This is a genomic window from Skermanella sp. TT6, assembly GCF_016653635.2.
GTDB lineage: Bacteria > Pseudomonadota > Alphaproteobacteria > Azospirillales > Azospirillaceae > Skermanella > Skermanella cutis.
The window spans coordinates 2,209,140-2,228,760 of the sequence record NZ_CP067420.1; the positions used below are offsets into that span (position 1 = coordinate 2,209,140).

At 68.9% G+C, this 19,621-nt stretch carries 21 protein-coding genes; 11 read left to right on the plus strand and 10 right to left on the minus strand.

All coding sequences use genetic code 11. The features are described 5' to 3' along the window. Positions 1 to 30: 30 nt before the first annotated feature. From hpnE to hpnC, 3 genes are read right to left on the minus strand one after another with little or no spacing between them, the layout of a single operon-like run. Positions 31 to 1,371: a hydroxysqualene dehydroxylase HpnE gene (gene hpnE / locus IGS68_RS10420; RefSeq protein ID WP_201079661.1), complete on the minus strand. Its 1,341-nt coding sequence runs from the start codon at positions 1,369 to 1,371 to the stop codon at positions 31 to 33. 7 nt (positions 1,372 to 1,378) lie between these two features. After that, a complete protein-coding gene (hpnD, locus tag IGS68_RS10425) occupies positions 1,379 to 2,242 on the minus strand; it encodes a presqualene diphosphate synthase HpnD (protein WP_201079663.1) in 864 nt (287 codons plus the stop codon). Further along, a complete protein-coding gene (hpnC, locus tag IGS68_RS10430) occupies positions 2,239 to 3,111 on the minus strand; it encodes a squalene synthase HpnC (RefSeq protein WP_201079665.1) in 873 nt (290 codons plus the stop codon). Before hpnC ends, hpnD begins: the two co-directional genes overlap by 4 nt. Before the next feature lie 141 nt (positions 3,112 to 3,252). Between hpnC and IGS68_RS10435 the strand changes: the two genes are divergently transcribed. Next, on the plus strand, positions 3,253 to 4,104 hold the full coding sequence (locus IGS68_RS10435) for a phytoene/squalene synthase family protein (protein WP_201079667.1): 852 nt from the start codon (positions 3,253 to 3,255) through the stop codon (positions 4,102 to 4,104). Positions 4,105 to 4,150: 46 nt separating this feature from the next. On the opposite strand, the gene trmFO is transcribed toward IGS68_RS10435, so the two are convergent. Continuing rightward, complete coding sequence (trmFO, locus tag IGS68_RS10440) at positions 4,151 to 5,530, minus strand: methylenetetrahydrofolate--tRNA-(uracil(54)-C(5))-methyltransferase (FADH(2)-oxidizing) TrmFO (protein WP_201079669.1); 1,380 nt, start codon at positions 5,528 to 5,530, stop codon at positions 4,151 to 4,153. Positions 5,531 to 5,691: 161 nt separating this feature from the next. Between trmFO and IGS68_RS10445 the strand changes: the two genes are divergently transcribed. Then, positions 5,692 to 6,198 (plus strand): DUF1499 domain-containing protein, encoded by a 507-nt coding sequence (locus tag IGS68_RS10445; RefSeq protein ID WP_201079671.1) that lies wholly within the window; start codon positions 5,692 to 5,694, stop codon positions 6,196 to 6,198. A gap of 6 nt (positions 6,199 to 6,204) precedes the next feature. Here the strand turns inward: IGS68_RS10445 and IGS68_RS10450 are convergent, their stop codons facing one another. Next, positions 6,205 to 6,567: a hypothetical protein gene (locus tag IGS68_RS10450; protein ID WP_201079673.1), complete on the minus strand. Its 363-nt coding sequence runs from the start codon at positions 6,565 to 6,567 to the stop codon at positions 6,205 to 6,207. An 85-nt stretch (positions 6,568 to 6,652) separates the two neighbouring features. On the opposite strand from IGS68_RS10450, the gene IGS68_RS10455 reads away from it, so the two are divergent. Continuing rightward, positions 6,653 to 7,066, plus strand: a complete 414-nt coding sequence (locus tag IGS68_RS10455) for a DUF3574 domain-containing protein (RefSeq protein ID WP_201079675.1) — start codon at positions 6,653 to 6,655, stop codon at positions 7,064 to 7,066. An 18-nt stretch (positions 7,067 to 7,084) separates the two neighbouring features. Here IGS68_RS10455 and metW read toward each other — a convergent pair whose 3' ends face one another. Beyond that, a complete protein-coding gene (gene metW / locus IGS68_RS10460; protein WP_201079677.1) occupies positions 7,085 to 7,744 on the minus strand; it encodes a methionine biosynthesis protein MetW in 660 nt (219 codons plus the stop codon). Further along, positions 7,741 to 8,961 (minus strand): homoserine O-acetyltransferase MetX, encoded by a 1,221-nt coding sequence (gene metX / locus IGS68_RS10465; protein WP_201079679.1) that lies wholly within the window; start codon positions 8,959 to 8,961, stop codon positions 7,741 to 7,743. Before metX ends, metW begins: the two co-directional genes overlap by 4 nt. A 258-nt stretch (positions 8,962 to 9,219) precedes the next feature. Between metX and IGS68_RS10470 the strand changes: the two genes are divergently transcribed. The 3 genes from IGS68_RS10470 (at position 9,220) to IGS68_RS10480 (ending at position 12,109) form a co-directional block, all read left to right on the plus strand. Next, positions 9,220 to 10,017, plus strand: coding sequence for a chorismate mutase (locus IGS68_RS10470; protein ID WP_247881266.1), 798 nt, complete (start codon positions 9,220 to 9,222; stop codon positions 10,015 to 10,017). 68 nt (positions 10,018 to 10,085) lie between these two features. Beyond that, complete coding sequence (hisC, locus tag IGS68_RS10475) at positions 10,086 to 11,192, plus strand: histidinol-phosphate transaminase (RefSeq protein WP_201079683.1); 1,107 nt, start codon at positions 10,086 to 10,088, stop codon at positions 11,190 to 11,192. After that, positions 11,189 to 12,109: a prephenate/arogenate dehydrogenase family protein gene (locus tag IGS68_RS10480; RefSeq protein WP_201079685.1), complete on the plus strand. Its 921-nt coding sequence runs from the start codon at positions 11,189 to 11,191 to the stop codon at positions 12,107 to 12,109. Before hisC ends, IGS68_RS10480 begins: the two co-directional genes overlap by 4 nt. 3 nt (positions 12,110 to 12,112) lie before the next feature. Here IGS68_RS10480 and IGS68_RS10485 read toward each other — a convergent pair whose 3' ends face one another. Continuing rightward, positions 12,113 to 13,144 (minus strand): DUF2125 domain-containing protein, encoded by a 1,032-nt coding sequence (locus IGS68_RS10485; protein ID WP_201079687.1) that lies wholly within the window; start codon positions 13,142 to 13,144, stop codon positions 12,113 to 12,115. Positions 13,145 to 13,264: 120 nt separating this feature from the next. On the opposite strand from IGS68_RS10485, the gene IGS68_RS10490 reads away from it, so the two are divergent. Continuing rightward, on the plus strand, positions 13,265 to 13,963 hold the full coding sequence (locus tag IGS68_RS10490; RefSeq protein WP_247881267.1) for a gamma-glutamylcyclotransferase: 699 nt from the start codon (positions 13,265 to 13,267) through the stop codon (positions 13,961 to 13,963). 122 nt (positions 13,964 to 14,085) lie between these two features. After that, positions 14,086 to 14,406, plus strand: coding sequence for a quaternary ammonium compound efflux SMR transporter SugE (sugE, locus tag IGS68_RS10495; RefSeq protein WP_201079689.1), 321 nt, complete (start codon positions 14,086 to 14,088; stop codon positions 14,404 to 14,406). Positions 14,407 to 14,451: 45 nt separating this feature from the next. Here the strand turns inward: sugE and aqpZ are convergent, their stop codons facing one another. Continuing rightward, entirely contained in the window at positions 14,452 to 15,189 is a 738-nt protein-coding gene (gene aqpZ / locus IGS68_RS10500; RefSeq protein ID WP_201079691.1) for an aquaporin Z, read from the minus strand. A gap of 204 nt (positions 15,190 to 15,393) precedes the next feature. Continuing rightward, entirely contained in the window at positions 15,394 to 16,305 is a 912-nt protein-coding gene (locus IGS68_RS10505; RefSeq protein WP_201079693.1) for a hypothetical protein, read from the minus strand. Positions 16,306 to 16,544: 239 nt separating this feature from the next. On the opposite strand from IGS68_RS10505, the gene IGS68_RS10510 reads away from it, so the two are divergent. Genes IGS68_RS10510 through IGS68_RS10520 form a run of 3 tightly spaced genes read left to right on the plus strand, consistent with a single transcriptional unit; the run spans position 16,545 to position 19,610 of the window. Further along, a complete protein-coding gene (locus IGS68_RS10510; protein WP_201079695.1) occupies positions 16,545 to 16,904 on the plus strand; it encodes an RT0821/Lpp0805 family surface protein in 360 nt (119 codons plus the stop codon). A 4-nt stretch (positions 16,905 to 16,908) separates the two neighbouring features. Continuing rightward, positions 16,909 to 19,047 carry a mechanosensitive ion channel family protein gene (locus IGS68_RS10515; protein ID WP_201079697.1) on the plus strand — a complete coding sequence of 713 codons (2,139 nt, stop codon included), beginning with the start codon at positions 16,909 to 16,911 and terminating at the stop codon, positions 19,045 to 19,047. Then, positions 19,044 to 19,610 carry a putative glycolipid-binding domain-containing protein gene (locus IGS68_RS10520; protein ID WP_201079699.1) on the plus strand — a complete coding sequence of 189 codons (567 nt, stop codon included), beginning with the start codon at positions 19,044 to 19,046 and terminating at the stop codon, positions 19,608 to 19,610. Before IGS68_RS10515 ends, IGS68_RS10520 begins: the two co-directional genes overlap by 4 nt. The last annotated feature ends 11 nt before the right edge of the window (positions 19,611 to 19,621 follow it).

A 19,621-nucleotide genomic window follows, 5' to 3' on the forward strand; every position in this document is an offset into this window, starting at 1 on the left:
GAAGGGTCGCCGGGGCAAATTTGCTTGAGGCTACGCCCGTTGAGATATGTCGAGCGGGCGCCGTTGTGAAGCCTGCATCGCGGTCCGCGCCGGCCTTTCGACCGATCCAGAGTCTAACACCGCAGCGGCGGCCTTGTTTCCTGACCGTATCGCCCCTTCTATGGTCGCCGGAAGACCCGTCGCGGTCCAATCCCCGGCCAGCGACAGGTTCGACAGGTCTGTCACGGGACCCGGACGGCGTTCCGAGTCGGCCGGGGTCTGCCGGAAAGTGGCCCGCTTCTCCTTGATGATCCGGGCGGGCGGCATCGCCGGACCCAGGCCGCAGGCGGATGCCACGTCCCGCCACAGCAGCGCCGCCAGATCGTCCGCCGGACGGTCGATCAGCCGGTCGGCGGCGCTGACCGTGACCGACACGACGTCGTCGCGGGCGAACAGCCACTCCGCCGTTCCGCCGATCAGGCCCAGGAAGATCCGGCCGCCCGGAAGGACCGCCGGTCGGTCCAGCCGGTAATGGGCGTTCAGGATGGCCGTGTGCTCCTCCGGCACCGCCAATCCGGGCAGCAGTTCGGCGGCGCCGGCCGGCGGCAGCGCGAGCACGACGGCATCGCCGGCCCGCAGCTCCACCGTCTCGCCGGCGAATTCCAGGGCCGCGACCCGTCCGTCCTCAGTCACGAGTCGCCGCAGCCGGGCCTTCAACCTCAGGTCGCCGCCTCGTGAAGCCAGGTGGGCCAGCGCCGGATCGACGAAGGTGTCGGACAGGCCGCGCGCGGCGACGAAGGGCCGGCAGGCGGCCCCGCCGCGCAGGAAGGTCTCGGCCACGACGGCACCCATCAGGCGCGCCGATCCCCGGTCCGGCGCGATGTTCAGCGCGGCGACGGCCAGCGGTTCCCACAGGCGCCGGTAGAGCACCGATTCCGTATCCAGGCAGTCGGCCACCGTCGCGTCCGGGCCCGCCCGCAGCAGCTTCAGCAGCGCCAGATAGTCGCGCAGCCGCGTTCCCGGAACCCGGCGGCCCGGTACCAGCATCCACCAGGGAAGGGGGCCGCCATTGGGTCGCAGGGCCCATCTCTCTCCCGTGCCGAGATCGAGGAACGGGAACTCCGCAGGATCCGCGGCGGCGACCAGGCGGTCGCGGGCGCCGATCCGGTCGAGCAGCGCGAACACCGCCCGATTTCCACCCAGCAGCAGGTGGTTGCCGTTGTCGATCGTCCGATCCAGCACAGGGTCGCGCAGGGAACGGCAGCGGCCTCCCGCCTGTCCGGCCGCTTCGTACAGGATCACGCGGCGCCCGTCGCTGGCCCCGTCGCTGGCCAGGGAGACGGCGGCGGCGAGGCCGGCCATGCCGGCGCCGACGACATGGACGGTAGTCATGGCGTCATCAGCTCCGCGGCGGCCGTCCGGCAAGGCAGCGCAGCGTCACCCAGGCCTTCTCCGCCCGGCGCAGGCGCGGACGCCGGCCGATGTCGCGCCAGCCCCGTGCCCGCAGCCGGTCCAGCATGCGGCGGTACAGCATCATCATGGCGCGGGCTGCCCAAAGGCGACGCCTCGGCCAGCCCGCCATCAGGCGGTCGGCTTCGGCGAAGCGTGTCTCGGCCAGGTCCGCCAGGGCGTCACAGGCCTTGCCGAGGTTGGGGTGGCGCAGCACCTCCGTCGGATCGTTCGCGGAGATGCCGGCACGGACCAGAAGCTCCCGCGGCAGGTACAGGCGGCCGATCGCGGCGTCCTCCTCCAGGTCGCGCAGGATGTTGGTCATCTGAAGCGCGTCGCCGACGGCCAGGGCGAAAGCCTCGGTCTCGGCATCGGCGCGGTCGAACACCCGGATCGCCAGCAGCCCGACCGCGCCTGCGACCCGCCGGCAATAGACCCGCAACGTATCGAGAGGGGGCGCCCGAAGCGGCGTGCCCAGGTCCATCGCCATGCCGTCTATGACCGCTTCCAGCTCCCCGCGGGGCAGATGATAGCGCGCGATGGCATCGGCGAGCCCGGCGGCCACCGGACCGACCGGAGCCCCGCCCATGTAGAGCGAGCGGACCTGCTCGCGCCAAACCGCCAGCGCCGCGCGTTTCTTCTCCAGCGGTCCCGGCTCGTCGACGATGTCGTCGACCTGCCGGCAGAAGGCATAGATCGCGAACATGGCTGCCCGCTTGGGCCTGGGCAGCAGCAGCATGGGCCAGAAGAAAGTCGTGCCGGACTTCCCCGCGATCTCTCCCGGGGCGGCTGGATCGGCCGTCTGCACGGTCATCTGGAGCTAAGCCCGGCCACGATGCCCTGGAACGTCGCCACGACCCGCCCCGGCGTGGTCAGCTTGACCCGGCGGGCCAGCGGATCCTGCCGGCGCAGCTGGCGCGACAGCGCCCGGGCGAGGCTGAGGATCACGGCGCTTTCCAGGCGCAGTCCGCGATGGACGACCAGGCCGGGAAGCGGCGCCGCGCGTTCCAGCAACTTGTCCACCTCGTCCAGGGTGCGGTCCAGGATCGCGCGGAGCTGGTCGTTCGAGCTGCGCTCGACCAGCCGTTCCGGGCTGACCTTCGACTGCTCGAACCAGATCCGCGGAACATAGCAGCGCCCCAGCTGGACCCAGTCCTCGCGGCAGTCCTGAAGATGGTTGAGGATCTGGAGAGCCGCGCACAGGGCGTCCGACGGCCCGACCGCCTTGGCCCCCTCGCCATGCAGGTCCAGCAGGTAGCGGCCGACGGGCGCCGCCGAGTAGCGGCAATAGAGCATCAGGTCGCTCCAGGTCCGGCACGGCGTGTTCTTGGCATCGCGCCGGAAGGCCTGGAGTACCTGCCTGGCATGGGTATCGGGGATCCGGGTCAGCTTCAGGCTGGCGTGCAGGTCCAGCGCCGGCTGGAGATAGGCGCTGTGGGCCTCGCCCTTGACCAGGGCGCGCTCCAGCGCGTCCAGGTGGCTCAGCTTCAGTTCCGGTTCCAGGTCGGGATCGTCGGCGATGTCGTCGGCGAGCCGCACGAAGTGATAGAAGGCCATCACGTGCGGGCGAAGGCGTTTCGGCAGCAGCCGCGATGCTACCGGGAAATTCTCGCCGCTCGCGTCCTTCTTCGCTGACGGCTCGGTGCTTCCTGTGGCGGGCGGTGCGATGTTGAACTCGGCCATGGGTGTCCGCGTTGAGCGAGGTCGGGCTAAGGGTCTGGCCGATCAGCCGCGCGAGGCCAATATGTCATGGCGCCAGAGGCCCACTATAGAGCATGTTGGCACTGGTTTCCTTCGTCACGATGCGGCTTCCCTCGAAATTTCATGGCTAACTCCGACGCGGCCCTTTCCTATTGCGGGCAAGAGGTCCGGAAGTATGACAACGACCGGTTCCTGACCTGCCTGTTCGCACCGCCGGACCGGCGCGAGGCGCTGTTCGCCCTCTACGCCTTCAACCTGGAGATCGCCAAGACCAGGGAGGTGGTGACCGAACCCGTCCTCGGCCAGATCCGGCTGCAATGGTGGCATGATAGCATCGGGGAGGTCTATGCCGGCGCCGGCCGCCGCCACGAGGTGCTGATGCCCCTGGCCGATGCGATCCGCCGGTTCGACCTGACCCGCGCCCATTTCGAGACGCTGATCGACGGCCGCGAAGCGGACCTGACCGACGAGCCCCCGGCCGACGGGACGTGCCTGGCCAGCTACGCGGAAGTCACCTCGGCGCCGCTGGCCAAGCTGGCGCTGGAGATCCTGGGGGTCCGCGACGCGCCGGCCGACGCCGCGGCCCGCCATGTCGGCATCGCCTGGGCGCTCACCGGGCTGCTGCGCGCCGTACCCTTCCACGCGCGCGGCCACCGGCTCTACCTTCCCAAGGACGTGCTGGAGCGTCACGGCGTGTCGGAGCGCAGCCTGTTCGACCTGAAGCCTCCGGAGGGATTGAAGGGCGTCGTGGCGGAGGTGTCCGGCATGGCGCGTACCCATCTGGAGGAGGCGCGGGCGCTGCGCGCGCAGGTGCCGCGCGCAGGCTATCCGGCCCTGCTGACCGCGACCCTGGCGGACATCTACCTGGGCGTCATCGCGAAGGCGGGGAACGACGTGTTCGCTCCCCGTGTCCAGATGCCCAACCCGTTCCGGCAGGCCCGGCTGGCTTGGCGGGCCATGACGGGCCGGTATTGACGGCCCGGGGCTCGCCGTCGGCGGGAAATCGTGATCCGCGGCGATCCTACTCCGCGGCCTGCCTCGTTCCCAGCCAACCGTCCAGGTCGCCCAGCGCCCGCCTGGTATAGGCCAGCTTGCGGTCCCGGCCCTTGATCTTGCCCTCCAAGTCGGGGAACAGGCCGAAATTGACGTTCATGGGCTGGAAGGTCTCCGCCTCGGCGCCGCCGGTGATGTGGTTCAGCAGCGCGCCCAGCGCCGTCGTGGCCGGCGGGGCGGTGCAGGTCCTGCCCAGCCGCTCGGCGCCGGCGAAGCGTCCGGTCAGCAGGCCGATCGCCGCCGATTCGACGTACCCTTCGACGCCTGTCACCTGCCCGGCGAAGCGCAAACTCGGCATCGCCTTCAGGCGCATCTCGCGGTCGAGCAGCTTCGGACTGTTCAGGAAGGTGTTGCGGTGCAGGCCGCCCAGCCGCGCGAACTCGGCGTTCTCCAACCCCGGGATCATCCGGAACACCCGGGTCTGGTCGGCATACTTCATCTTGGTCTGGAAGCCGACCAGGTTGTACAGCGTGCCCAGCGCATTGTCCTGGCGAAGCTGGACGATCGCGTGGGAGCGGCGGCCGGCCTCGGGGGGCGCATGCGGGTTGGTCAGCCCGACCGGCTTCATCGGGCCGTAGCGCAGGGTATCGACGCCGCGCGACGCCATCACCTCGATCGGCAGGCAACCCTCGAAGTAGGGGGTGTTCTTCTCCCACTCCTTGAAGTCGGTCTTGGGCGCGTCGAGCAGGGCCTGGATGAAGGCCTCGTACTGCTCCCGGTTCATCGCGCAGTTGATGTAGTCCTGGCCGGTGCCGCCGGGACCGGGCTTGTCGTAGCGCGACTGGAACCACGCCTTGGACAGGTCGATGCTCTCCTTGTAGACGATCGGCGCGATCGCGTCGAAAAAGGCCAGGCTCTCCTCGCCGGTCAACTCCCGGACCGCCTCCGCCAGCGCGGGGGAGGTCAGCGGGCCGGTCGCGACGATCACGCTGTCCCAGTCGGCCGGCGGCAGGCCGGCGACCTCCTCGCGGACGATGCTGACGAGCGGGTGGCCGGCCAGCGCCTCGGACACGGCCGCCGAGAAGCCGTCCCGGTCCACCGCCAGCGCGCCGCCGGCGGGCACCTTGTGGGCGTCGGCGCAGCGCAGGATCAGCGAACCGCAGCGGCGCATCTCCTCGTGAAGGAGGCCGACCGCGTTGTACTCGGCGTCGTCGGACCGGAAAGAGTTGGAGCACACCATCTCCGCCAGCCCGTCGGTCTGGTGGGCGTCGGTCTTGCGCACCGGGCGCATCTCGTGCAGCACGACCGGGACGCCGGCCGAGGCGATCTGCCACGCGGCCTCGCTGCCGGCGAGTCCGCCGCCGATGACATGGACGGGGCGGGGGAGGTGCTGCTGCGATATGCTCATCTGTACGCTACTTGCCTTCATGGGTCAGACTGCGCAGATGGCGCATCCGACGCGGATTGGCAAGGGTCCGGATCGGCCTTGCCCAGCGCCTCCCATGAAGCTAAACCGATCGAAAAGCGGTTCCGGGCCTGGAGCCCGCCTTCCTCACGACAGGAGCCGACATGCTGAAGCCCGTGGCCAGAGGCTTGCTGGCCGTGATCCTCCTCGCGGCGATCGGCTGGTACGGCTGGCAGCTCGGACCCTGGGCCGACGGGGCGCCGGGAGACCGCGCGCCTGCGGACTTCGCGGTTCTGGAACGCGCCTCCACCCCGAACCAATACCTGGTGGCGCCTCCGGGAACGACGCCGAGGGCGGAGCCGGACGCCGAGAGCCCCGTGTTCCCGGTCCCGCCGGAACGGCTGCGCGACGCCATGCTGGCGGTGGTCGAGGAGGCGCCGCGCACGACCCTGCTGGAACGGTCGCCCGACGGAATGCGGATGCTGCTGGTGCAGCGCAGCGCCCTGCTGCGCTTTCCCGATTATGTCGACGTGGCGATCCTGCCGGCGGGCGAGGGCGGATCAACGGTCGCCGTCTACAGCCGGTCGCATTTCGGCTACTCGGACATGGGGGTCAACCGCCGGCGGGTGGAGGCATGGCTCGCCGACCTGAAGCGGCGCATCGGCGCCTGACCCCGATCAACGCTGCGGCGGCTGCGCGGCCGGCGGCGTCCCCGCGGCCGGGGGAGGGTTTGCGCTTTCGCTCTGGGCTTCGCCCGGTCCGGTCATCTCGGCGGGCGCATCCTCCGCCTGTGGGGTGCCGCCCGGCACGCCGGTGTCGCCCTGCCCGGTCAGTTCCCGGCTCGGAGCCTCGCCGGAAACTCCGGGACTCGGCGTGACCGGATCGGTCGTCGTCTGGTCGCCGGGCTGCGGAGCCGTCATCAGGGGCCGTTCGGCAGGATCGTTGCTCGGGTTGGCCGGTGCCTGGGCCGTGGTCTGGGCCAAGGCGGCCGAGGATGCGAAGACCAGGGACAGGGCGGCGGCAAAGAAGCGCATGCGCATAGGGGGGTTCCTCCGGCGGTTTCCCTATGAACAACAGCCGATGTCCGCGTACATTCCCTGGGCGTCCCGTGACGGAGGAACAGCCATGCGGAACCGGATGATGTCGTTGGCGCTGACGGGCACCCTTCTCGGCGGCTGCGCCGGCCCGATGGCGGCGGGCTGCGGTCCCGGCGCGACCCCCGGCCTCGTGGCGGAAGTCGTATTCGGCCGCAACATCGGGAACAGCCTGGGCGTGACCGACGCCGACTGGAGCCGCTTCGTGGACGAGGAGGTGACGCCGCGCTTTCCCGACGGCCTGACGGTCCTCGATGCCGGCGGTCAGTGGCGCGACACCGGCAACGGCACCATCGTGCGGGAGCCGAGCAAGGTTCTGGTGGTCGTCCTGTCCGACGCCGCGCGGGACCGCCCCCGCGTCGCGGAGATCGCCGACGCCTACAAGCGGCGCTTCGACCAGCAGGCCGTGCTGACCATGACCCGCCCGGCCTGCGTCAGTTTCTGACCGGGGCGTCCGCCCGAATCAACCCTGCCGGTCGTTCCGGCGCAGCATGAAGACGCCCTGCTCGCCGAAGAAGTTGGCGATGCCGTCGGCAGACGCCAGGCGGGTAGGGCGGTTGTCGCGGCCGAGGATCACGCTGCGATCGATCGTGATGTCCAGCCGGTCGCACAGGCTGGTGAAGTCCTTGATCGTGCAGAAATGGATATTCGGCGTCTCGTACCACTCATAACCCAGGCGCTCGGTCACCGGCATGCGGCCGAGCCACAGCAGCGCCATGCGGATCCGCCAGTAGCCGAAATTGGGGAAGGACACGATGGCCCGGTCGCCGATCCGCACCAGTTCCTCCAGCACGGTGCGGGGTGCGCGCATCGCCTGGAGCGTCTGGCTTAGGATGACATAGTCGAAGGCGCCGCTCGGATAGTCCTTCAGGTCGGTCTCGGCGTCGCCCTGAATCACCGACAGGCCATGGCTGACGCAGGTATGCACCCCGTCCATGCTCAGCTCGATCCCTCGGCCGTCGACGCCCTTCTCGTGGACCAGGAAGTCGAGCAGCGCGCCGTCGCCGCAGCCGATGTCCAGCACCCGGCTGCCCGGCTCGACCATGTCGGCGATCAGCTTGAGGTCGAAACGGATCGTGCCGGAACGCCGGTTCCGGGAGGAGGCATCGTCGAGCGGGCTCATGCCGTCGCCGCCCGCCGGTTGGTCAGGCCCCGGTGCTCCGCGCAGCCGTCCAGGAAGCCCCGCACGACTTGGTGGAATTCAGGCTCGTCCAGCAGGAAGGCATCGTGTCCCTTATCGGTCGCCACCTCCACGAAGCTGACATTGGCCGCCACCGCGTTCAGCGCGTGGACGACGGCCCGGGACTCGGTGGTCGGGAACAGCCAATCGCTGGAGAAGGAGGTGAGGCAGAACCGGACCGGAGTGGGGCCGTCCTTGACCCGGAACGCGTTGGCGAGGACGCCGCCATGCTCCGCCGCCAAGTCGAAATAGTCCATCGCCCGGGTGATATACAGGTACGAATTGGCGTCGAACCGGTCGACGAAGGTGATGCCCTGGTGCCGAAGATAGCTCTCGACCTGGAAGTCGGCGTCGAAGCCATAGGTCACCGCCTGCCGGTTCTGCAGGTTGCGGCCGAACTTGCGGTGCAGCGCCGCCTCGGACAGGTAGGTGATGTGCGCGGCCATGCGCGCCACCGCCAGCCCGCGGTGGGGCCGCACCCCCTGGTTCAGGTAGTCGCCGCCGCACCAGTCCGGATCGGCCATGATCGCCTGCCGCCCGACCTCGTGGAAGGCGATGTTCTGGGCGGAGTGACGGGCGGCGGTCGCGATCGGCAGCGCTGCGAAGACATGCTCCGGGTAGCTGACCGCCCACTGCAGCACCTGCATGCCGCCCATGGACCCGCCGACCACGCAGAACAGCTTCTCGATGCCGAGATGGTCGACCAGCAGCTTCTGCGCCCGCACCATGTCGGCGATCGTGATGACAGGGAATCCCAGGCCATAGGGCTTGCCGGTCGCGGGATCGGTCTCGGCCGGGCCGATGCTGCCCATGCAGCCGCCGATCACGTTGGAGCAGATGACGAAATAGCGGTCGGTATCGATCGGCCGCCCCGGGCCGACCAGCATGCTCCACCACCCGGGCTTGCCCGAGACGGGGTGGTAGTCGGTCACGAAATGGTCGCCGGTCAACGCATGGCAGACCATCACGGCATTGGACCGGTCGGCGTTCAGCGTGCCGAAGGTGCTGTAGGCGACGGTGAAGTTCGACAGTTCGACGCCGCAGTCCAGCCGCATCGGCCGGTCGGTCCCCAGCACCACCCGCCGGTTCGTCCCCTCCGAAACGGAACCGGCAGCCTCGGCGACGCCTGGCGGCTGGCGAAACGGAATGGACGCGCTCATCGGTCGGGCGAACCTGCTTCGAAAGTGTGGGGGCAAAGCTGCCAGCCAGGAAGCCGCATAGCTAGGGAGCAAGCCATGGGGGTGTCAACGTTTTCTTTGATTTTGCCAGGGTCCGAGACTACTACTATCCGGCTGCGTTGACCGCTCCGTCCACTCCCTGACCGGCAAGATCTGAAGTCCATGTCCTCACCAACGCCATCGCTTGATGAACTGCGTCGCGAAATCGATGAAATCGATGACAAGATCCATGATCTGATCATGCGGCGCGCCCAGGTGGTGGAACTGGTCGGCATCGCCAAACGGCCGGACAACCAGATCGTCCGGCCCGGGCGGGAGGCGACGATCCTGCGCCGACTCGCCGCGCGCCACACCGGTCCCTTCCCGATGCAGGTCCTGGCCCGGCTGTGGCGGGAGATGATCGCGACCTTTTCCCGCATCCAGGGGCCGTTCGCCATCGCGGTCTACGCGCCGGAGGACAGGCGCGGCTTCTGGGATATCTCCCGCGACCATTACGGCAGCTCGGTCCCGATGACGGCGGTCAACACGCCTGCCGCGGCGATCCGAGCCGTGGCCGACGGCACGGCGACGGTCGGCGTCGTACCCATGCCGGAGGAGGACGACCACGATCCCTGGTGGCGGTACCTGATGAACCAGGACCCCAAGACGCCGCGGGTGGTCGCCAGCCTGCCGTTCTGCGGCCGCGGCAACGCGCGCGGCGACGACCGGGACGCCCTCGCCATCGCCCTGATCCAGCACGAGCGGACCGGCGACGACCGCACCCTGCTGGGCATCGAGTTGACCGAGGATCGCAGCCGCGGCCGGCTGAAGGAGGCGCTGGAAGCCGCCGGCCTGGCCACCGTCAGTTTCCGGAGCTGGACCGGCCGGGAATCCGGCGGCGGCCCGCTCCATCTGGTCGAGGTCGCCGACTATGTCGACCTGCAGGACAAGCGTCTGTCCGCCTTCGCGGCCAACATGGGCGATATCCTGCTGCGGACCACCCCGATCGGCGGGTACGCGGTGCCGCTCGGAAGCTCCTCCGACCCCAAGAAGCTCTGATCCCCGAAAAGCTTGGATTCGTCGAACTTCGGTCCCCTGTCTGATTTCATCAGGAAAGTAGCTCTGCCATGTCTGCTCCGGCTCCCCGTCCCGGAATCCTCGACATTTCCCCCTATGTCGGCGGCGAGGCCCATGCTCCCGGTGTCGACCGGCTGATCCGCCTCGCCTCCAACGAAGGCGCGTTGGGCCCCAGCCCGCGCGCGATGGAGGCGTACCGGCAGGCGGCGGCGGAACTTCACCGATATCCCGACGGCGGATCGACGGCGCTGCGCGACGGGTTGGCCCGGCTCTACGGGCTGGATGTTTCCCGGATCGTCTGCGGAACCGGCTCGGACGAGCTGCTGGGACTGCTGACCCGTGCCTATGCCGGTCCGGGCGACGAGGTGCTGTACAGCGCGCACGGCTTCCTGATGTACCCGATCTCTGCCAAGTCGGTCGGCGCCACGCCGGTGGCCGCTCCCGAGAAGGGGCTGAAGGCCGACGTGGACGCGCTGCTGGCCCACGTGACCGAGCGCACGAAGATCCTGTTCATCGCCAACCCCAACAACCCGACCGGCAGCTTCCTGACCTCCGACGAGATGCGGCGCCTGCACGCGGGGCTGCCCGGGCACGTGGTGCTGGTGATCGACGCGGCCTATGCAGAGTATGTCGACCGTCCCGACTACACCGCGGGATCGGAGCTGGTGGAGGAGTTCGGCAATGTCGTGATGACCCGGACCTTCTCCAAGATCTACGCGCTGGGCGGCCTGCGCCTGGGCTGGGCTTACTGCCCGCCGGCCATCGCCGATGTGCTGAACCGGGTGCGCGGGCCCTTCAACGTCAATTCGGCCGCCCAGATCGCCGGCGTCGCCGCGGTCGAGGATACTGCCTTCATCGAGGAGTCCCGCCGCCATAACGAGATCTGGCGGGATTGGCTGAGCGCGCGGCTGACCGAGCTGGGGCTGGAGGTCCATCCCAGCATCGCGAACTTCGTCCTGGTCTCCTTCGCCAACCGGTCGTCCGACGGCAACCAGGCGGCCGAGGCGGCCCGGCAGTTCCTGAAGGCGCGCGGCATCCTGGTGCGCCAGATGGGGGGCTACGGCCTGCCGCACTGCCTGCGCATGTCGATCGGCACCGAGGAGGAGATGCGCGCCGTGGTCGATGCCGTCGCCGCGTTCCTGAAGGGGGAAGCATGACCGCGACCGACATCGCCGGAGCGCGGGCCGGGAGCGGCTCGCCGCTGTTCGACCGGGTCGCCTTCATCGGCATCGGCTTGATCGGCTCGTCCATGGCGCGGGCGCTGGCCCGGGATGGCATGGCGGGCGAGATCGTCTGCAGCGCCCGCAGCCAGGCCACCTGCGACAAGGCGCTGGAGCTGGGGTTGGTTTCCCGTGCCACCACCGACGCCGCCGCGGCCGTGAAGGACGCCGACCTGGTGGTGCTGTGCGCGCCCGTCGGCGCCTATGCCCATATAGCCCCCGTCATCGGCCCGCATTGCCGTCCCGGAGCGATCGTCACGGACGTCGGGTCGGTCAAGCAGGCGGTGATCCGCGACGTGGCGCCCCACCTGCCGGAGGGCGTCCACCTCGTTCCCGGCCATCCCGTCGCAGGCACGGAGCATTCCGGCCCGGAAGCGGGCTTCGCCGAACTGTTCGAGAACCGCTGGTGCATCCTGACGCCGCCGCCCGGGGCGAACGAGCAGGCGGTCGCCAGGGTCGCCGAGATGTGGCGTCGCTTCGGCTCCAACCTGGAGTTCATGGAGGCCTCGCACCACGACAAGGTGCTGGCCATCACGTCCCACCTGCCGCACCTGATCGCCTACACCATCGTCGGGACCGCGACCGACCTGGAGGAGGACACAAAGTCCGAGGTGATCAAGTTCTCGGCCGGCGGCTTCCGCGACTTCACCCGGATCGCCGCCAGCGATCCGGTGATGTGGCGGGACGTCTTCCTCAACAACCGCGAAGCGGTGCTGGAGATCATCCAGCGCTTTAACGAGGATCTGACCGCGCTACAGCGGGCGATCCGCTGGGGCGAGGGCGACAAGCTGGAAGAGCTGTTCACCCGCACCCGGGCGATCCGCCGCGGCGTCATCGACGCCAAGCAGGCCTGAATCTCACTCCCACGCGACGCGGGGGATCCTCAGCAAGCGGATCGGGCCGAAATAGAGCCAGCCGTCCTGGACCGTCAGAGACGCCTCGACGATCGGCTGGTTGTCGGCCGTCGTCCGGCGGGAGAGCAAGGTGAGGGCCATCTTCGCCATGGCGGCGTCGCCCGGCCGGACGATCCCGGCCGTGGCGAGGCTGTCCATCGTCGGGTTCACGCCCTCCACCGCCGCGCTGATCGCCCCGATCGGCTGGAGGTCGCGGTCGAACGCCAGCGTTCCCTGGCCGGCTATGCGGAGCGGCCCCCAGTTCAGCGTCAGCGAGTCGATGTCGATCGTGCCGCCGCTCTCGCTCCAGGCGGCGATGGCGGGCCGGCCGAGACGGTCGGGCAAGGCTCCCTTGATCCGGGCAGTCACCGCCGCCGTCTCGATGTCTCCCTCCAGCGGGGTCGTGACCGAAGGCGGCGGCCGGACGTCGCCGAGGCGGGCGTCGATCGACAGCGCCGTCGCCGTATGGTCGGCGGGCGGCGCTTCCGGGAGCGCCGCGGTCACCTCGGCGCGGCCGAGGATCGCCTGCTGACCGTCCGGCAGCGTCACCGTCGACCGCCCGAGGTCGACGGTCATCCGGCGGATCGCGCCGGAGAGATCCAGTCGAACGCTCCCCTTCGCCCCGGCGGGAGCGTCGATGCCCAGTGCCGGATCGCCGCCCGCCTGAACCAGGCCGGCCTGGTGGCTGCCCAGAAGGTTGACGCCGATGTCGAGCGGATACCAGGGGCGGGCGCTGGCGATGACCGCCGATCCGCGCCATTGCAGTCCGTCCGCCCGGCGGATCGAAACGTCGGCGGCGCTCGCCGTGAGGGACAGGGGAAAGCCGGATATCTCCAGGTCCCTGTACTCGATCAGCGCCGCCTCCGCGCGTTGCTGGGCGATCCAGTCGGTGATGCCGTCACGCACCCGCCCGGCGAGATAGAACCACCACGCTGAATAGCCAGCGGCGGCGATGCCGAACAGGACGATCAGCGAGACGAACGGCTTGGCACGCATGTGGGAAGGCCTTGAGCGGTTGTGCGATTGCCTTATAGCGGGTTGTGCCGTTGGAGGTCGAGGGGCGCCTTGATGTGTGATATCGTGGCATCGACGCCGAGGAGACACTATCTGACGATCATGTCTGCCGAAGATTCATTCCGCGATACGGTCGCGGAGGACGCCTCCGAGACCCAAGATCCCGCCTTGCCGGAGCCCGCCGCCTGTACCGGCGAACCGCTCATGGTCTTCGCTCCCTCGACGGCCAGGACGTTCCCCAAGATCAAGGTTCCGCCCGATACCGACCTGTGGGTATTCGGCTATGGCTCACTGATGTGGAACCCGGAATTTCCTTTCGCGGAGCGCCGGCTGGCGCTGCTGCGGGGGTATCACCGCCGGTTCTGCGTCTATTCCCACCGTTACCGCGGCACGCCCGACCGGCCCGGCCTCGTGCTGGGACTGGATCGCGGCGGATCCTGCCGCGGCATGGTCTTCAGGGTCGAGGCGGCCCATGTGGCCGGGACGCTGGACTATCTGTGGGACCGGGAAATGGTCAGCGGGGTCTATCACCCCAAGCTGCTCCGGGTCCGGACCAGGGGCGGCAACGTCACCGCCTGCACTTTCGTCGCCGACCGGAGCCATCGGCAGTATTGCGGCGACATGTGCGTGTCCGACGTGGTCCGGCATATCCGGCAGGGTATCGGCGAGCGCGGCCCGAACCTGGATTACCTGGCGAACACCGTGGGACACCTGCGCGAACTGGGCGTGGCGGATCGGGGGTTGGAACGGCTCCTGGTCGACGTGCGGCAGCTGATGCAAAGGGGAGCGGAGCACCCGTGACCTTGGGCTGCCGGGGCTTGATCCGCCGTCCCGGATGACCAAATGTCCGATTGCGGGGACGACCCCGCGATTTCCATTCATCAAGGCCGGGACGACCCAGCCACGGACTCGGGAGGTCTGTGATGGCTTGGGTTCTGTTGCTTCTCGCCGGCGCTTTCGAAATCGGTTGGGCCCTTGGCCTGAAGCAGACGGCCGGCTTCACCCGTCTTGTCCCGTCGCTGCTGACGGCGGGCAGCATGGTCGTCAGCCTCGGGCTGCTCGGCCTCGCTTTGCGCACCCTTCCCCTTGGGACGGCCTACGCGATCTGGACCGGCATCGGAACCGTGGGAACCGTCATCGCCGGCATCGTGATCCATGGAGAACCGGCAAACGCCTTGCGGCTGGGCTGCGTCGCCCTGATCGTCACCGGCATCGTCGGCCTGAAGCTGGTTTCCAGTCCTTGACCTCCCGTCGGCGTAGGGGCGGATCCTCTCCGCCCCTTGGAAGTCTCAGCGCGCCGGCTCGCCGGTGATCGCCGGCTTCACGACCGTCTCCTCGGCCGACAGCATGCGGTAGGCGATGCCGCCCAGGACGCCGCCGATCAGCGGAGCCACCCAGAAGAGCCAGAGTTGCTGCAGGGCCACGCCCCCCATGATCAGTGCCGGGCCGGTGCTGCGCGCCGGATTCACGCTGGTGTTGGTGACCGGGATGCTGATCAGGTGGATCAGGGTCAGCGCCAGCCCGATCGCGAGCGGCGCGAAGCCGGCCGGAGCCCGGGTGTCGGTTGAACCGAGGATCACGACCAGGAAGCCGAAGGTCAGGATAATCTCGATCAGCATTCCCGAAGCCAGGGTGTAGCCGCCGGGGGAAGCCGCGCCGAAGCCGTTCGTCGCCAGGCCGTTCACCGCGAGACTGAAGTCGGCCTTGCCGCTGGCGATCACGTACAGGGCGATCGCCGCGACGATCGCACCGGCGATCTGGGCGACGATGTAGGGCAGGATGTCCTTGGCCGGGAACCGTCTGGCGGCCCACAGGCCGACGGTCACCGCGGGATTGAGATGGCACCCGCTGATATGGCCGATCGAGTAGGCCATCGTCAGGACGGTCAGGCCGAATGCCAGCGAGACGCCGAGCAGGCCGATGCCGACCTCGGGGAACGCGGCGGCCAGCACGGCGCTTCCGCATCCGCCGAAGACCAGCCAGAATGTACCGAGAAACTCAGCGGAAGTCCGCCGTAACTGCGACATTGATCCCTCCTGAACCGGATCTGGGCGTGCCGGTCGTCCGGCATGCCGTCCACTTGGCCCCTTCCATCGGGCCATTCCCTGCGCGCGTTCGACCGGCGCTTCTTCTTGCCGCGCGACAGTAGAGGCGGAGGGCGTCGCGGAAACGTAAATTACCGTAGTTTACCCGTTCAGCCCTTTGGTCCGATTGAAGAATTCGGCAGGCGATCAATCTCGCTGCCCTTGCGCCTGCGGGTTCAATCCCGAGCCGATCTCCGTGGCGACGGCGTGCTGCACGGCCAATACCGGCTCTCCCGAAGGCCTGTCGTACGCCTTCATCCAGATGTATGTGCCGTTCCCGGCGCTCACCAAGCTGGCGGTGACGCGCACCACGCCCGAGCCGGTCCGCACCGTGCCGGTCAGGATGGCATCGGCGCCGGACGCCTTCCCCGTGCCGGGATCCCGAGGGCCAAGCACGGCAAGGGTCCCGCGTCGGATCAGTTCCTGGGTGATCTCGTCCGCCAGTCCGGAGGCTATTTCGGCGCTCCGGGCAGTGTCGGCGGGCGTGAAGGGCAGGACCTGGACTGCCCGGATCGCCGGGCCGCCCAGGGCGGCACCGACCACGACCGGATCATGGATGAAGAAGGCCGCACCGACAAACCCGGCCGCACCGAGCGTCGCCAGGGCAGCCGTTCCCGATATGCCGGCCCGGACATGCTTCAGGGATCGCAGGCCGGCCGCTGCCGCGGGCGTCCTCAGGCTGAAGACCGGGATATAGCCGCCTTTGGGCAGATCGATCAGCACCGGGTCCCCGGCTCCGTGGGTGAGATAATACCGCTCCAACCGACGGCGGAGTTGGCCGGCTTCGATCCGGACCAGCGGGTCGGTCTGGGGATCGAACGTTTCGTCCCGGTCGAGCACCGATGTCGCGACGCAATAGGCCTTTATGCGCGATCCGCGGCCGGCGATGGTTTCCTCGACGATGTAGCTCAGGAAGCGCCGGCTCCGATCGGCGCGCCGGAAATCTTCCGACGCGCAGATACGGTCCAGCTGTTGGCGGACCTGCGAAGGGCATATCGGGGAAGCAAAGACGGCGGTTTCCTCTGGCTCGGGAAAGTGCCGGTTCTGGCGAGAGCCCATGATCGTCTGCCCCCCTGTTGGACGGCTTTTTCCCTCTGTCCGACAGACCTTACTCTTTCGCTTCTCCCTGACCCCTCCCCACAGGAGTTATAATACCTCTGGATGAATTCTTGGGCTTGAAATATTCAGGCTATGCGGATCCTTATAGGCATATGCCGGTGCGGACCTGTCGCCACCCGAAATGCGGCGCACTGTTGTCCGTCTTCGGCCAACGTTCTTTTTTCCAGGGAGGGTCGGCCTTGAGGAGAGCGGGTTTGCTGGCGCTGGCCGCGTCGATGCTTCTTCACATCCAAGCGGCCGAAGCCCAACTGCTGTTCGGCAGCCGCCTGGGCGAGGCGCATTACCGGGGGGACGACACCAAGATCATCATGGGCGTCGGGGCGGACATGCTGCGCAACGCCCCCGACGGCGAGACTCGGCCCTGGTCCAACCCGCAGACCGGGAACGCCGGGACCATAACCATGATCCGGAGCTATGAGCGGAACGGATTGCCCTGCCGCGACGCCAAGCTCACCAGCGACGTGGGACAGCGGAGCGTGGTGTATGTGCTTCCGGTCTGCCGGATCGCGGACGGGACCTGGAAGTTCGCGTCGCGCTGACGTCATGATGGTGTTGGTCCGGCTGATCTTCCTGGTGCTCCTTCTGGGTGCCGGGACCGGTCCCGGCGTCGCGTCCGCCCAACCGGCCGGACCGCCATCCGCCGCAGGTATCGATGCCGTGATGCAGGCTTTTCCCGACGGGCTGACGTCCGCCCAGGCTGACGCCCTGCTTGCCGTCATGGATGGCGAGCAGGTCCGCGCCGCCCTGCGCGACAGGCTGCTGGGGGAAATCCGGGACCGCGCCGCGGCTCCCCGGCCCGCCAGTCTCCTGGCTTTCTATGCCGGACGCCTGGATGCCGTGGCCAGGTCCTATCCGCTCATACCGGCGGCGCTCGCCGATGCCTTCGAACGGCCGAACGGGCGCGACGCTGCCATCCGGCCGTTGCGTCTCGTGGCGTCGCTGGCCCTGCTGTTCGCGGCCGGTACCCTCGTCTGGGCCGCCCTGAGCCGGCTGCTTCCATCGGCGCCGGGCAGCGTGCTGCGGAACGTCGCCCGCGATCTGCTGCGGATCGCGGGGTTCATCGCCGGCCTTCTGCTGGCTTATGCGATCCTGCGTCCGACCCATCCCGCGGCCCCCGCGATCTTCCTCGCGGCGCTCCAGGCCGCGCTGACGGTGCTGGTCGCCGACCTGGCCTTCCGGCTCCTCTGCGCCCCCGGACGAGCGGACCTCAGGCTCCTCCCCGTGGAGGACGGGGCCGCCGCGGCGATCCGCCGGTCGGGCGTGTGGGTCGCCGTCCTGAGTGCCGCGCTGCTCGGCCTGTTCGATCTGCTCAACGCGCTCGGCATGGCCTACGACCCGCTGATCGCCCTGATGCTGCCGGTCAGCACATTTCCGTTCCTGTATCTGGCGGTCCAGCTCTGGAGCCGGCGCCAAGCCATCGCCGCGATCATCGGCGGCTACCTGGACCTCGACCTCCGGGCCAGCCGCGGCATCGGCACCGGCCTGGTTCTGGCGACCGTCTACCTTGCCGGCCTCTGGCTGACCCTCGCCGCGGCGGCCCTGCGGCTGGAGCCCGGAACGGGCCTCCGCCTGCTGGCAAGCTTCGCCCTGGCGGCCGCGGTTCCCATGGCCGCCTTGCTGCTCCATCGCCCGATCGCCCGGTTCCACGCGGCGGCCGATGCCGGCGACGGCGACGGGTCCGCCATCACGGTGCGGCTGATGCGGGCCGTCTGGACTGCCCTGCTGGTGCTGGCGGTGGTCGCGACCGCCCTCATCTGGGGATTCGACGCGGAACGGCAGACCGGCCCGTTCGGATTGGCGCTGCGGCTGCTGTTCGACGCCGGCGTGGTGCTGCTGCTCGGCTATGTGGGCTGGGCGCTGCTGGTCCGGAGCTTCGACCGCCTCATCGCGTCCCAGAACGATCGCGACCGCCGGACCGCCCAGCGCATGGCGACCCTGCTGCCGCTGGTCCGCAAGTTCCTCCAGGTTTCGCTCGTCGCCGTCGTCGTGATGATCGTGCTGTCCTCCCTGGGGATCGCCATCGGGCCGCTCCTGGCGGGCGCCGGCGTGGTGGGCATCGCGATCGGGCTGGGTGCCCAGTCGACCATCGCCGACATCCTGTCGGGAATCTTCTTCCTGCTGAAGGACGCCTTCCATATCGGCGACTATGTCGAGGTCGGCCAGCTCCGGGGCACCGTGGAGAACATTTCGCTTCGCTCCCTCAAGCTGCGCCACCACCGGGGTGCGATCCACACGCTGCCCTTCGGCCAGATCCGGGCGCTGACCAACTACACCCGGGACTGGGCGCTGATGCGGCTGGAGTTCCGCGTACCGCCGGAAACCGACCTGGGCCTGGTCAAGAAGTTGATCAAGCGGATCGGCGCCGAACTGTCCGAAGACCCGGAGATGGGGCCCAGCTTCATCGAGCCGCTGAAATCCCAGGGCGTCCGCCGGGTCGAGGACGACGCGGTGATCATCGGCGTCAAGTACATCGCCAAGCCCGGAGAGCAGTTCACCATCCGCCGCGAGGCCTATCAGAGGATCATAAAGGCGTTCAACGAGAACGGCATCGACCTGGTCGGCCGGGGGGTGGTCGTCCGGGTCGACGATCCGAACGCCGCCAGCCGCGCCGTCGGGTTCGCGGCGGTCGAGGCGATCCGGGATCCGCTCGGCGGCCGGACGCAAGCGAAGGAGCAGGCATGAGCGACGGGCGCATCATCATCGCGCGCTGGCGGGATTGGGCGGGGACGGGGCTGGAGCACCTGGTGCTCCAGGAAACGCCGCAGGGTATCGTCGCGGAGGCGACGGTCATCGCCACGTCGGACCCCGGCGAGCGGTTCGCGCTTACCTACCGCGTCTCCTGCGATCCCACGTGGCGGGTCAGGACGCTGGAGGTGCGGCTGATCGGCTCCGCCCGGTCGCTGCACATCGCCGGCGACGGGGCAGGGGCGTGGACGACCGCGACCGGCACGCCTATCGGGCCTCTCCAGGGGGCGATAGACGTCGATCTCGCCGTCACGCCGTTCACCAACACCCTGCCGATCCGCCGGCTCGGGCTGCGCGCCGGCGAGAGCGCCGATATCCTGGTCGCCTATGTGTCGCCTCCCGATCTGTCCGTGACCGCCGGCCGCCAGCGCTACACCTGCCTGGAGCCTGGCCGGCTGTATCGCTACGAATCCCTGGACGGCGACTTCGCGCGGGATGTCGAGGTGGATGGCGACGGGCTCGTCGTCGAATACCCGGATCTGTTCCGGCGCATCGCGTAGCGGAGGCCGCC